The sequence below is a fragment of the Weissella paramesenteroides genome (genome assembly GCF_051903945.1).
GTDB lineage: Bacteria > Bacillota > Bacilli > Lactobacillales > Lactobacillaceae > Weissella > Weissella paramesenteroides_A.
Genome location: NZ_CP192268.1, coordinates 1478583 through 1493004, shown reverse-complemented (window position 1 = coordinate 1493004; position 14422 = coordinate 1478583). Strand labels below are relative to the sequence as shown.

The window sequence follows — 14422 nt, the reverse complement described above, 5'->3', positions numbered from 1 at the left end:
AATATAACTAATTAAGACTACCAATTAAAGGCAGTCTTTTTTTGTGGCAGAATGATCGGAAGAACCACTAACAGGCTGTATCCATGCATTGCCCCGCAATCGGACCTATTGAAACAAATGATAATATTAGTTATACTAAATTGTTAAGTTTTTTAAAAATAATATAAAAAAATAAAAAGGCGATTAATTATGGCATCATTACAAGAAGCAACGCAAACGCGGCGTACATTTGCTATTATTTCTCATCCGGATGCCGGTAAAACGACAATTACAGAGCAGTTATTAAAGCTTGGAGGAGTTGTCCGTGAGGCTGGTACGGTTAAGGGACGTAAAGGAAACTTTGCCAAATCTGACTGGATGGAAATTGAACAAAAACGTGGTATTTCTGTGACATCATCAGTTTTACAATTTGACTTTGATGGTAAACGCATCAATATTCTGGACACACCAGGACACGAGGATTTTTCTGAAGATACTTACCGAACACTCATGGCAGTTGATTCAGTTATTATGGTGGTTGATTCAGCAAAGGGAATTGAGCCACAAACTAAAAAATTGTTTGAGATTGTTAGTGAACGGCATATTCCTATTTTCACTTTCTTTAATAAGTTGGATCGTGATGGTCGTGAACCACTGGACTTGGTAGACGAATTAGAGTCAACCTTGGGCATAAATGCTTATCCGATGAATTGGCCAATTGGGTCTGGACAGATCTTAGCCGGGTTATTTGACCGTTACCATAATAATGTGGAGGTTTACCGACCAACTAGTGAGACAGAGCGCTTTTTGCCACTTAATGATGAAGGTGTTGATTTAGCAACACCAAATGCTATTCAGAATAACTCACTTTGGGACGAGACTCGTGACGAAATTGAGATGCTCCAAGATGCGGGTAATCAATTTGATGAATCAGCTGTTATGAGTGGAAAATTGACACCAGTATTCTTTGGTTCAGCGTTACAGGGATTTGGGATTGAAACCTTCTTGCAAACGTATATGCAATTTGCACCAGCCCCTGCACCGAAGCATACAGTGAATGGTGAAGCAATTGCACCGGATAACGAGCAATTTACTGGTTTCGTCTTTAAAATTCAAGCAAATATGAATCCAAATCATCGTGATCGCATTGCTTTTCTACGTATTGTATCTGGTCAGTTTGAACGTGGTATGGATGTGACCTTACAGCGTACACAAAAGAAAATTAGATTAGCAAATGTGACTCAGTTTATGGCTGATACTCGTGAAAATGTTGAAACAGCCTATCCAGGTGATATTATTGGTATTTATGATACTGGGAATTTCCAAATCGGCGATACGATATACGCTGGTAAACATGAAGTGACTTTTGAGGAATTGCCAACGTTTACACCTGAGTTATTCATGCGCGTACATGCAAAAAATGTTTTGAAGCAGAAGTCATTCCATAAAGGGGTTACGCAACTGGTTCAAGAAGGAACAATTCAAATGTATACGGCTTGGGATTCAGGGGACTATATTATCGGTGCAGTTGGTGCATTGCAATTTGAAGTGTTCCAATTCCGAATGGAGAATGAATATAATACCGAAGTCTCATTAGAAACTATGGGTTCTAAAATTGCTCGCTGGATAGATCCAGATCAGTTGGATCCAAGAATGGCTTCCTCACGAAACTTACTTGTTCGTGACCGACATGAAAAGCCAGTATTCCTATTTGAAAATCAATTTGCTGAGCGTTGGTTTTCAAATAAGTATCCAGATGTTAAGTTGGAGGCAAAATTATGACGTTAATGTTACCTGTTATGCCAACTAATTGGCTAATGGGAGCATTGGTATTTTCCGTGGTATTATTAATGCCAACAGCAGTGTATTTTGCTGGTCATTCGGCATTAAAACGGTTTCCAAAATTATTCAATGCATTACATTGGTTGTTTGGGGCATATTTAATATATGTAATTGTTGCTGGGATGGTAACGTTACTAGTTAGCTAAAAATTAAAACACTTGTGATGAATAACAAAAGCCAATGGCATCGTTGTTCATCACAAGTGTTTTTACTTTTATATTAAAAAATAATGAAATTATTTCATTACTAAATTAAAAAATAAATGTTTTTTATAATATATCATTGACGTTACCTGCCATAAAAGACTACACTAAATATTTAAATTAAAAAGCATTTTTAGAGTTCATGATTGATGTTGTTTGATTTAAAAATAATAAAAAAGAGGTGGTCAATATGAAGTATGGCATTATTGGAGCAGGCGCAATGGGATATAGGTTTGGGGTAATGTTACAAAAGAATGCTAATGTTGACGTGGACTTCATTGACACTTGGGAGCGCAATGTTGAAGCTGTTCGTGAACAAGGTGGCGTTTCTGTTGCTCGTGATCATGAGAATCGGCATATTGAACCTATTAATATTTTCTATCCAGAAGAATATCATGGCCACCCTGATGTATGGATTATTTTTAAAAAGCAGATGCAATTAGCCGAAGAATTAAAACGTGATGAAGCAGCAGGTATTTTTCATGAGGATCAATATGTATTTTCTGCAATGAATGGTATGGGACACTTTGAAAAAATTGTAAATTACTTTGCTGAAGATCATATTATTTGTGGTACAGCAATGATTGCAACTCGCTTGGATGGTCCTGCTAATGTGGATTTTATGGGTGCTGAAGGGACGGAAGTCATGCATCTAGCTAAGTATGATAACAATTCAGTAGATTCAACATTTCAAGCAATTGTAGCGGATTTTAAACGAGCCAAGTTAAATCCGGTCGTTACTGATGATTGGTTGGGAATGTGTATGTCAAAGGTTGTTTTTAATGCGGTGACAAATACATTGTGTACAATGTTTGAAATGCAGATGGGGCAGTTTATCAAGTATGCGGGTGTCCGAGAAATGGCCCAGCAACTCTTTGATGAAGCGTATGATGCCTGTGAACGAGCCGGCATATATCTGATTGCTACACGTCAGGAGCAAGTTGATTCAGTTATCACGGTCAGTCAAGAATATAAATACCATTATCCATCGATGTATCAAGATTTTTCAAAGGGACGACCAACTGAGGTTGACTACATTAATGGCTATATTGCAAAAATAGGTCGTGAACACGATTATGTTTGTCGAACACACGAATTTGTTGTTCATGAAGTACACATGGCAGAGATGATGAGAAAATATCACCAGGTGCCAGAAAATAGTGCGGATTAGTCAGTTTTTTTTGACAGCCAATGGTGATTTAAGTATAAGTGAATAGCGCATTTTAACAGGGTTATCAATCTACCAGCTTGTTGGTGGAGGGGAGCCCTTAAATTGTTTCCGAAGACTTAACTGATGATTGCATTATCCTTTTTAATGATTCATTTTAGCAGTTACACGTTGACATACTTAGTGAAATTGTCGCTGTGAGTTGATTATGTTAAAATAAACCTAATAATTAAAAGGAGAGACATTCATGGACAAACAAGAAATGGATCCACATGTCAAAACAGGACTATATGGAACACCTGAACTTAATCCAGATGAACAACACCATTACTTAGGTAATTTCCGTGAACGCATCTATGTACTACAGACGCGTGAAACTGCTGGCGATAATCGCTATATGAAAGCATGGGAGCAACAATTGCATGCCCACCCTGATGCAGTGCTTTCTTTAAATGGCCATTTAAATAAAAACGTGTTAGATCAGTATATTGAGTTAGCTGCGAAACAACGGGCAAAATTTACACTTAAAAGTGATGCGATTTATGATCAGTCTGATGTTGTAGCAGTTCTTGCAGCACATTCAGCGGTTCATCAAGAACCTGTTTCTATTGAAGATACAGTTAATAATAGTGAGCCTAGTAGCGATCAAAAAGATGAGAAAAAACCGTGGTATAAAAGACTATTCAGTTAATTAAATGGAACGGTTAAAGGAGGTAATTTTGATGCAACAGCCATTGGCTTACCGCATGCGCCCACGAAATATCAGTGAAGTTGTTGGTCAACAACATCTGGTAGGTGAAGGGAAAATTATTAATCGGATGGTGACAGCTAAAATGTTGTCATCGATGATTTTATATGGGCCTCCTGGAACCGGGAAAACAAGTATTGCTAGTGCCATTGCTGGGTCGACAAAATATGCCTTTCGAATTTTAAATGCAGCGACGGATACCAAAAAAGATTTACAGATTGTGGCTGAAGAGGCCAAAATGTCTGGAACAGTCGTTTTATTACTAGATGAAATACATCGATTGGATAAAACCAAGCAGGATTTTTTGTTACCTCATTTGGAAAGTGGACGTATTGTTTTAATTGGTGCAACGACAGAAAATCCTTATTTGACAATTTTGCCAGCAATTCGTTCTAGAACACAAATATTTGAGGTGAAGCCATTATCTGAAGCTGACATGCAAATGGCAATCGCTCGTGCTTTAGCAGATAAAGAGCGCGGCTTGGGCGACTTTGATGTTGATTTGGACCAAGAAGCACGGCAACAATTAATTTATGCAACTAATGGCGATTTGCGTTCAGCATTGAATGGTCTTGAATTAGCGGTTAGATCTACTAATCCAAGTGAAGATGGGCAGATTCATATTACCCTGCCGATTATCGAAGAGACTGTGCAGCGTAAAGCAATCACGGCTGATAAAGATGGGGATGGTCATTATAATGTTATTTCTGCGTTACAAAAGTCCATTCGAGGTAGTGATGTTGATGCGGCACTACATTATTTATCACGGTTGATTGAGGCGGGCGATTTACCAATCATTGCAAGACGCTTACAAGTAATTGCATATGAGGATGTTGGCATGGCTAATCCCGCCGTTGCGGCACGAACTGTGACAGCCATTCAAGCGGCTTTGCAGCTTGGTTTCCCGGAAGCACGTATTCCGTTGGCAAATGCAGTCATTGAATTAGCGCTATCTCCAAAATCGAATGCCGCAATTACGGCAGTTGATGCCGCAATTAGTGATGTCAAAAAAGGGGCTACAGGTGATGTGCCTGACCATTTAAAGGATGCGCATTATTCTGGTGCAAAAAAATTAGGTCATGGTGTAGATTATGTTTATCCGCATGGTTATCCAGGTGACTGGGTACCACAGCAATATTTGCCTGACAAACTGATGGATGCTAGTTACTTTAAGCCAGCGGGGAATTCTAAAGTTGAACGTGCTTATAAAGAACAATATGACAAACTAAAAAAAGCGCAGCGGGATGGGTTAAAAAGTAACTAGACGCTAATGAATATTAGAGGGCTTAATCATCTGTCAAGGCTTTTATTTTGTATAATTATTAGTATAATAAGAAATATAAATGAATTCCTTGGGTGTACGCGTAATTCTACCATCTGTAGTTGCTTTACAACCTTTTTGCTCGGGGATGTCGGGATGCCGCTACAACATGCTGTTTCACTCAGTAGTTGTAAACGCGGACTTATTCACCCACTTTCCTTTAACTGGAGCCAACTCAGTCGAATTTACTAACGGCACCAATCAAGTGTTCATGGTTTCTCAAAGCTTTAAGTTTTTGAGGACGATAGTCGGCCATTTTCGATATGCATCGAAGGTGGGCGGCTTTTTTATCAGTAAAGAAAAGGAATATAAATATGATTATTGGACTTTATGTTTTGTTTGCAGTGGTGGTTGGAATACTTGGCATTTATTTGTTGACGCATCAACACGGTTTTTTAGGTATCTCAGCGCAACATGCGAAACAACCTGCACTGTGGTTTGGCTGGTTATTTACGATTGATGCTATTTCATTACTAATAAGTACTTTTTTAACAAAAGGGGCTGCATTACCAGGCGGACTCTTTGTCATCGTAGCTACTTTGTTAACAACTGTATTGGCAATTGTGGTTGTTCGTCTTTTATTTAAATAATTTATATATATCTCAAATGGTAAAAATAAACATTATTTATGTGAAAAAATGTGACAGATGCGTTATAATAAAAGTGTAGAAAAAGTCGCATATGGTCAATCGGACAGGGGGAACTGTTATGGCTGATGTAAAAGTAAACTACAAGAATATATTGGTACCAGTTGATGGATCTAAGGAGGCTGAGGCTGCATTAGATCGTGCTATTAAAGTCGCTAAGCAGAATGGATCAGATACGAAATTACACATTTTGCATGTTATTGATACCCGCTCATTCCAAAATGTTACTGACTTTAGAACAACAATGGTCGAGCAAGTTGCAGGTACTGCTAAGAAGACGTTAGATGCGTACTTGCAGAAGGCTAAGGATGAAGGTGTTGAGAACGTTGACTATTCAATTGAATATGGTTCGCCTAAGGACGTCATTGCAACACAGGCACCAGCAAAGTATGCCGTTGATTTGATTATGATTGGTGCTACTGGTTTAAATGCCATTGAGCGTTTGTTGATTGGTTCTGTTACTGAGTTCGTAACACGTGTCGCAACAGTTGATACGTTAATTGTTCGTCGGACAAAGGATGATGAGTAGTGTTTTAAGATTAATTTATAGTAAAAGCTGAGATAGAAGTTCTGTCTCAGCTTTTTTTGTGAGTATATGTAGTATTTGTATTATGACCAATTTATGTTGTTGGGGCTATTATTTCTTGTTAGTTTAAATATCTGGTACAATAAATATATTATTGACAGTTTATAAGGGATGGAGATCGCAATATGAGTGAGTCAAAACTAAATTTGGTAGCATCAACATTGACAAATAGTTTGGGGACAACAATTATTGGTCACGTGGCGGCAGAGAATGTTGTGATCACTGTAAAGTATGCAAATAATGAAGTTGATACAACTACTTCGGATGAAAAGGGTAGCTTTGTTGTTAAAGTACCAACAAAAATTACAGATAATGAAGTAACGTTAACAGCAATGTTACCTGACCAATCAGCTAAAGAGGTCGTGTCATTGGTCATTGATCAACCGGCTCCAGTTGTGACGGCAGTGATTTCTACTCAAAATGGACAACGATTGCTTGAAGGTCGTGTCAACCAACGAGATGTTTCGATTTCTGTACATTTCATTGGGGATGAACATGTTATTTCATTACCTATTGATAATGGGTTGGAGTTTGAATTAGTCTTACCAGACGATATTTTGCCAAGTCAGATAGAAGTACATGCAACGAATCAAAAAACTGGCAAGACTGGTCGAACCATTGTGGGCCTTGGAGTGACATCAAAGACAGTTGCCATGCCTGCTTTGACAGACGAAATGATTGCAGAATACGTTCATAATGAAGAAATTAAACATCAGTCAGAGGCTGAAACTAGCAAAAATGTCGCAACACCTAAGGAAATTTCAACGCCATCAGTGAGTGAGATAGACAGAAATGTTGCCAATGTCGTAGAAGAAACAGGTAACTTATCTGAGACATCGGCTGATCCTATGGCTAAGGATTCTGAAAACAATGATAGCTTAGCAACAGAATCACGTGTTGAAAGACGTAAACATGGCGGTATTAGAGGATTCTTTGCTCGCCTTTTTGGTCGAAAAGGTTAATTGTATGACAAAGTAAGACATTCATTTAATAAAAAGTTAGCATTTGTTAATGGAACTGTGACATAGTCATTAAAAATGTAAAATTATCTATGATAAAATATTATGGTTTGAGAAAAAGAAAGGTAAATCATAATGCATAAACGACAAATCACGATGATTATTGGAATTATGGCAGTGGCAGCAATGATTGCTATTTTTGCGATTGTATTTAATAGTACACCACATGAAGAATCGGCAACTGCAGCAACTTCGTCACAAAGTTCTAAGGCCGTTAACAAGAAGCAACAGTCAAACAGTCAGGGCAAAGCAGTTTCAAAAGTTTCTAAAACTGTTGACAAGTCGTCAAGCTCTACTGGCACAGAAAAGAATTTAAATGTTAAAAACCTACTAAAAGGGCAAAATAATGTTCCTGCCATTGTTTCAGTCAATCAGAATAATGGTGAGTTAACGGTCATTTTTGCCGATGATGGGACGCAATCACTTGATGATTTTATGAAGGCATATGCTAAGGCAACAAGCTTAGTTTTAAAGGCAGCTAGCCAACAATCAAAAATTAGCTCAGTGATGGTTGCTCGTCAAGTTAAGCTAGAAGACGGTCTAGAATATGCTGTGGCAGGAAAATGGCAAAAGGATCAATTAGCAACAGTTAATAAGCTAACCGCTGAACCAGGCATTAAAGATGTATTATTAAGTGCCAGCCATTATTCAATTGGCGGTTCAGTCTGGGATGCATTCTCACAACAACAAAAGAATGACTACCAGAATCATCAGCAAGGTGGCCAGATTACAGCGACAGATGATGACTTTAACAAGTGGGTCCAGGCTGGTATTGAGAAAAACAAGTAATTTAAAGATTATTATGTTTCATGTAGCATTTTTTAAATAATAAAGGGTCGAGGTCAATTCCAGGTATGGAAGACTTCGGCCCTTTGCGGTTAAAGTTATGCATTGACAACTAGCTGAATAACATTGAGTAAATTGAAATGTACATAAGCGTCGCACCTAATAATACGAATAAATGCCAGTAAACGTGACCTAGCGGTAGCTTTGGCATGAGATATAATAGGGCACCCAGCGTATAGGTAATGCCACCTGCTAGTAATAAGTAAAATGCGAAGGGTGTTAACGCTGCATGAAGGGCAGGGAAGGCCAGTATAATCAGCCAACCCATGATGACATAGATAATAACTGATACCCAGGGCCAACGACCAACAAAAAATAGATCGTAAATAAAGCCTAAAATAGTGCATAATAGAATGGTTAGCCAAATTGGCCAGCCTATTTTAGTGTCTAAAAATAGCCAAGTATAAGGGGTATAACTACCTAGAATGACGAGGTAGATACCAGAATGATCCAAAAATTGGAAAATTTTACCGGCCTTTGTAAAAATGAGTGCGTGAAACAAAGTCGAAGCAAGCAGAAAACTAATGATCGATATTGCATAAATGGTTAACGCAACAATTGTAAAGGCTGAAAAATGGTGTTGTACACTGTTGATGATTAATAAGGTTGCACCAATAATTGCGGCGATAACACCAATCCCGTGGGTAACGGCATTTAAAGTTTCGTAGGTAATGAGGTAGCGACGATTTTCTTTTGTTAAAGTAGGCATAGGGGTTCTCCTTTATCTGATAAGGACATTACCGATTAAATTAAATTAATTGTTATGATTATCATAACCGTTACATCTAGTTTTGTAAACTAAATAAAATGGTTATAAGGAATATGTGAGGTTTATAGAGATGTTGATGACGATAATAAAGGGTATGATGATTGGGTTTGCTTTTGTGGCACCAATTGGGATGCAAAATTTGTACGTGTTTAACAATGCGTTGACTAATTCCTTTCGACGCTCATTAGTTTATGTTCTTTTTGTATGGATTGCGGATTCATTATTTTCGTTAGCAGCGTTTTTCGGTATGGGGGCCATCATTAGCTCAGTGACATGGCTGAGATTATTGGTTATGCTAGTGGGTGGTTTGCTAGTTATTTGGATCGGCTGGGGGATTCTGCGCAGTGCTGACGGGGTCCAGTTGAATGCACATCAAAATAAATTACCAGTAAAACAAGCTTTTGTGACAGCTTTTATTGTGTCGTGGGCTAACCCACAGGCCTTAATTGATGGTAGCTTGCTACTTGGTGCGTTACGAGGTACCTTGGCAAAAGATGCTGTCTGGCCATTTATTATTGGTGTGATTATAGCGACTTTTATTTGGTTTAATACGATTACGATCCTCATGAATTTATTAAAAGAACGTTTACCTAAAAAAGTGCTGGTTTGGGTAAATATTGTATCTGGATTAATTGTTTTGATTTATGGTGCTTACCTATTAGTTGAAGCATTATTGGACATTTTCTAAATAAAACGGCTTTGCCTAAACAGAATTAGTCTTATGACAATGCCCAGGGTTGATTTTGTCAATTTATCATTGTAAAATTGCTTTTATAGCAATGCACTAGAGAGTATAAGTAAAGTATCTAAACAGCGACAAAATCATTTGGTGTGAGATTTTGAGGACTTCAACTTAGAAAGTAACTAGTGGGCTTTATCGGTGAACATTGTAGTAGTCGGTAACGTGAGGACGCGTTAAGTCATAATGAGATAGAGAATGAACTCTAATTCAGGTGGTACCGCGATAATTTCGCCCTGAACATACAGTAATGTGTGTTCGGGGCTTTTTTAATGGATAACAATGAAAAAGAGTGATTAAAAATAAGGAGTGAAGGTTATGCGAGAAATTGATATGCCTGGAAAGTATAATCCAACAGCTGTTGAGGCTGGCCGTTATGATAAGTGGGTACAAGAGAAACGATTTAAACCATCAGGAAATAAGAAAGCACGTCCTTATTCAATCGTCATCCCACCACCAAATGTAACTGGTAAATTGCACCTTGGTCACGCTTGGGATACCACGTTACAGGATATGATTATTCGCCAAAAGCGTATGCAAGGATTTGATACATTGTGGTTACCTGGTATGGATCATGCTGGGATTGCAACGCAAGCGAAGGTTGAACAACGTTTAGCAGAAGATAACATTTCACGTTATGATCTAGGTCGTGAAAAATTTGTTGATCAAGTTTGGGACTGGAAAAACGAGTATGCATCTACGATTAAGTCACAGTGGGGCAAATTGGGCTTGTCACTAGACTATGACCGTGAGCGATTTACTTTGGATGAAGGATTGTCAGAAGCAGTCCGAAAAGTGTTTGTGACACTTTATGAAAAAGGTTTGATTTACCGTGGTGAATACATCATTAACTGGGATCCAAAGGCACGGACAGCCTTGTCAGATATCGAAGTTATTCACCAAGACGATGAAGGTGCTTTTTATCATGTGCAATATCCATTTGTGGATAAAGAGACAACTTATCAAGGCAAGCACTACATTGAAATCGCAACAACACGTCCAGAGACCATGTTTGGGGATGTGGCTGTTGCTGTACATCCATCAGATGAGCGATATAAAGCATTAGTTGGTAAAAAAGTACTTGTACCATTGGTTAATCGGGAAGTGCCTATTGTCGCTGATGAGTATGTTGATCCCGAATTTGGTTCAGGAATGGTTAAAATTACACCTGCACATGATCCAAATGATTTTGGCGTTGGTAATCGTCATAATTTGGAACGTATCAACACGATGAATGAAGATGCAACAATGAACGACCGTGCGGGTAAGTATGTTGGTATGGATCGCTTTGAAGCACGCAAGGCAATGGTTGCCGATTTAGAAGCTGGCGGTTGGATGCTGTCAGTTGAACCAATCATGCATGCGGTTGGTCATTCTGAACGTACTGGTGTCCAGGTTGAATCACGTTTATCAACACAATGGTTTGTTAAAATGAAGCCACTGGCTGAACAAGCTTTGGCTATGCAAAAGTCGGATGATCGCGTTGATTTTTATCCACCACGTTTTGAAGGGACCTTCACACGTTGGATGGATGATATTCATGATTGGGTTATTTCACGTCAACTTTGGTGGGGACATCAAATTCCAGCTTGGTATCATAAAGAAACTGGTGAAATGTATGTTGGTATGGAAGCACCAGCGGATGCTGAAAATTGGGAACAAGACTCGGATGTTCTTGATACATGGTTCTCATCAGCTCTTTGGCCGTTTTCAACGATGGGTTGGCCAGATACAGATGCAGAGGACTTTAAACGTTATTTCCCAACGGATACACTTGTGACTGGCTATGACATTATTTTCTTCTGGGTTGCACGTATGATGTTCCAATCAAAGGAATTTACTGGTCGTCGGCCATTTAAGAACGTTTTGATTCACGGGTTGATTCGAGATGAGCAAGGTCGTAAGATGTCAAAGTCATTGGGAAATGGTATTGACCCAATGGATGTGATTGAAAAGTATGGTGCAGATGCCTTACGCTGGTTCTTAGCAACTGGTTCAACTCCTGGACAGGATGTGCGTTTTTCATATACAAAGATGGATTCAGCCTGGAATTTCATTAATAAGATATGGAATGCCTCTCGTTATGTGCTAATGAATTTATCAGATGATACAAAGGCAGAATTACCAGCTGACCGGACGAAGTTATCATTGGCTGATCAATGGATCCTGTCACGTTTGAATGCAACGATTGCTACTGTAACGAAGAATTTTGATAAGTTTGAATTTGGTGAAGCAGGTCGTGCACTATACAACTTTATCTGGAATGATTTTGCTGATTGGTATATCGAAATGACTAAGGAGACGTTAAACGGGGATGATGCTGATGCACAAACAACTGTACAATCTATTCTTGCTTATGTACTAGATAATACGTTACGTTTGCTACACCCAATCATGCCTTTCGTAACTGAAGCAATTTGGCAAGAAATGCCACATGAAGGTGAGACGATTGTGACGGCGACATACCCAACAGTTGATGAAACCTTAGCAAACCAACAAGCTGAAACAGATTTTAATAGTTTGATTGACTTAATCAAAGCAGTTCGTACAATTCGTACAGAAGCAAACGCACCAATGTCCACAACCATTGATGTCTTGATTAAAACAGCTGATGAGAATTTACAGCGTATCTTCAAGGAAAATGAAGACTATATTAATCGCTTTGTAAAGCCAAAGGATTTGCAAATTTCAGCTGATATTATTGCACCCGATCTAGCGATGACACAAATTATTTCTGGCGCTGAAATTTATGTACCGTTAGCTGAGCTGATTGATTTGGATGAAGAAATTGCCCGTTTGCAAGATGAGGTAAAGAAGTTCCAAGGTGAGGTAAAGCGTGCTACTGGTAAACTAAGCAATGAAAAATTTGTTAACAATGCGCCTGAACAGGTTGTCGCTGCAGAACGTGAAAAGTTAGCGGATTGGGAGAACAAGCTACAAGCAACACAGGATCGTTTAGTACAATTACAAGATGCAAAAGCATAGTTAATAGGTACTTGCGATTAAAATTATTTAAGTGTATAATTTAACATATTGTGAATAACGAATTTAAGCGGTTCGTCGTTACAATGCAGTAAATTACACAAACGGAAGCGCCATCTACCATGTAGACGGCGTTTTTGTTTATCTTTGAATAAATGGGGCTCATAATGGTAAAAATTGAAACGGTTAAGGATGCAATTAACTATATCCATGGTCGGCATAAATGGTCCAAAACACCAACGTTTGAACGTTTAAATAGCATTCTTACCTATTTAGGACATCCTGAAAAACGATTGCAGTATGTTCATGTAACAGGTACAAATGGTAAGGGATCAACAAGTAAAATGATTGCGCAGCTCTTGCGGGCGAGTGGATTAAAAGTGGGCTTATTTACTTCACCTTATATTTTAAAATTTAATGAGCGAATTCAAGATGATCAAGGTAATATAGATGACGATGATTTGCTGCACTTAGTACAAAAATTAGCGCCTATTATCGACGAATTTGATAAACAACTCACTACTGGTCTCACTGAGTTTGAAACATTAACAGTGTTAATGTTTATGTATTTTTCAGAACATCCCGTGGATGTGGTGGTTTTAGAGGTTGGTGTTGGGGGTACATGGGATTCAACGACGGTTATTCCAGATAAAATCGCTGCGGTCATTACAACGGTTGGCTTAGATCATATGCACGTTTTGGGGAATACCCTTGCACAAATTGCTACGCAAAAGGCAGGTATTATTCAAAGACAACGTCCGGTGGTCATCGGTCGTTTACCTGATGAAGCAGACCAAGTGCTTGATACTGTTGCCACAGCTATGGGGGCACCAATATACCGGCTCGGAGAACAATTTGATGTGACAACATTACCCAATAGTGGTGAGTGGGGAGAAAGATTTCAGATAACTGGCACAATCAACTATCAAAACTTGTTTGTTGATTTAATCGGGCGCTATCAAATTGACAATGCAGCAGTCGCCATTCAGACGGCCCAGATTGTTTGTGAGCACTTTGATCGCTTATTAACAGAAACAACCATTATATCGGCGCTGAAAACGGTCACTTGGCCAGTTCGTTTTGAAAAAATTGCAAATGATCCAGAAATTATTTTGGATGGGGCACATAATGAACCGGGAGTCAAAGCATTAGTAGAGACACTTCGGACACGTTTTAGCACGCGAACGATCCATGTTTTGTTTGGTGCATTGTCTGATAAAAATTATCCCAAAATGTTACAACTATTGAATGAGTTGCCCAATGTTGATTTACATATTGTCGGATTTCAAGGACCAAATAATCGTGAACCGATAGACCCCACGAACCTAGCGAAAGATAAGATAATGAATGATATCACTTTGCATAAAAACTGGCAAACAGGTTTTGAAGCTGTGGCATCACAGATGCATACAGACGATTTGATTTTGTTCACAGGATCTTTGTATTTTGTCTCTGAGGTACGACAAGCATTTTCAATATTAGACTGAAATTTTTTTGAAAACTGGCACCTTACTGATTGTTTTGGTACAGTAGACTGAGAAATGAGATGAGGCAGGAATGGAAGATTTATGCC

The 14422-nt window shown here is 38.6% G+C and carries 13 protein-coding genes and 1 other annotated feature; of the genes, 12 read left to right on the top strand and 1 reads right to left on the bottom strand.

The features are described from left to right. The first annotated feature begins 189 nt into the window (after positions 1-189). From ACQ4QH_RS07270 to ACQ4QH_RS07230, 9 genes are all read left to right on the top strand, one after another. Positions 190-1761, top strand: a complete 1572-nt coding sequence (locus tag ACQ4QH_RS07270; RefSeq protein ID WP_439818341.1) for a peptide chain release factor 3 — start codon at positions 190-192, stop codon at positions 1759-1761. Then, complete coding sequence (locus ACQ4QH_RS07265; protein WP_439818340.1) at positions 1758-1967, top strand: hypothetical protein; 210 nt, start codon at positions 1758-1760, stop codon at positions 1965-1967. Before ACQ4QH_RS07270 ends, ACQ4QH_RS07265 begins: the two co-directional genes overlap by 4 nt. Positions 1968-2214: 247 nt before the next feature. Continuing rightward, complete coding sequence (locus tag ACQ4QH_RS07260) at positions 2215-3195, top strand: ketopantoate reductase family protein (protein WP_439818339.1); 981 nt, start codon at positions 2215-2217, stop codon at positions 3193-3195. A gap of 244 nt (positions 3196-3439) precedes the next feature. Further along, complete coding sequence (locus ACQ4QH_RS07255) at positions 3440-3883, top strand: DUF1694 domain-containing protein (protein ID WP_439818338.1); 444 nt, start codon at positions 3440-3442, stop codon at positions 3881-3883. A 31-nt stretch (positions 3884-3914) separates the two neighbouring features. Then, positions 3915-5204, top strand: coding sequence for a replication-associated recombination protein A (locus ACQ4QH_RS07250; RefSeq protein ID WP_439818337.1), 1290 nt, complete (start codon positions 3915-3917; stop codon positions 5202-5204). A gap of 371 nt (positions 5205-5575) precedes the next feature. Beyond that, complete coding sequence (locus tag ACQ4QH_RS07245) at positions 5576-5851, top strand: hypothetical protein (RefSeq protein ID WP_439818336.1); 276 nt, start codon at positions 5576-5578, stop codon at positions 5849-5851. A 118-nt stretch (positions 5852-5969) separates the two neighbouring features. After that, entirely contained in the window at positions 5970-6437 is a 468-nt protein-coding gene (locus ACQ4QH_RS07240) for a universal stress protein (protein WP_439818335.1), read from the top strand. Positions 6438-6619: 182 nt separating this feature from the next. Then, the gene (locus ACQ4QH_RS07235) at positions 6620-7456 is read left to right on the top strand and encodes a hypothetical protein (protein ID WP_439818334.1); all 837 of its coding nucleotides are present in this window, start codon (positions 6620-6622) and stop codon (positions 7454-7456) included. Positions 7457-7588: 132 nt separating this feature from the next. Further along, the gene (locus ACQ4QH_RS07230) at positions 7589-8302 is read left to right on the top strand and encodes a hypothetical protein (RefSeq protein ID WP_439818333.1); all 714 of its coding nucleotides are present in this window, start codon (positions 7589-7591) and stop codon (positions 8300-8302) included. 109 nt (positions 8303-8411) lie between these two features. On the opposite strand, the gene trhA is transcribed toward ACQ4QH_RS07230, so the two are convergent. Beyond that, entirely contained in the window at positions 8412-9068 is a 657-nt protein-coding gene (gene trhA / locus ACQ4QH_RS07225) for a PAQR family membrane homeostasis protein TrhA (RefSeq protein ID WP_439818332.1), read from the bottom strand. Between the two features lie 130 nt (positions 9069-9198). On the opposite strand from trhA, the gene ACQ4QH_RS07220 reads away from it, so the two are divergent. The 3 genes from ACQ4QH_RS07220 (at position 9199) to ACQ4QH_RS07210 (ending at position 14336) form a co-directional block, all read left to right on the top strand. Then, positions 9199-9816, top strand: a complete 618-nt coding sequence (locus ACQ4QH_RS07220; RefSeq protein WP_439818331.1) for a LysE/ArgO family amino acid transporter — start codon at positions 9199-9201, stop codon at positions 9814-9816. Between the two features lie 82 nt (positions 9817-9898). Continuing rightward, positions 9899-10109, top strand: a binding site (T-box leader). Between the two features lie 76 nt (positions 10110-10185). Then, positions 10186-12852, top strand: coding sequence for a valine--tRNA ligase (locus ACQ4QH_RS07215; protein WP_439818330.1), 2667 nt, complete (start codon positions 10186-10188; stop codon positions 12850-12852). A gap of 164 nt (positions 12853-13016) precedes the next feature. After that, the gene (locus ACQ4QH_RS07210) at positions 13017-14336 is read left to right on the top strand and encodes a bifunctional folylpolyglutamate synthase/dihydrofolate synthase (RefSeq protein WP_439818329.1); all 1320 of its coding nucleotides are present in this window, start codon (positions 13017-13019) and stop codon (positions 14334-14336) included. Positions 14337-14422: the final 86 nt, after the last annotated feature.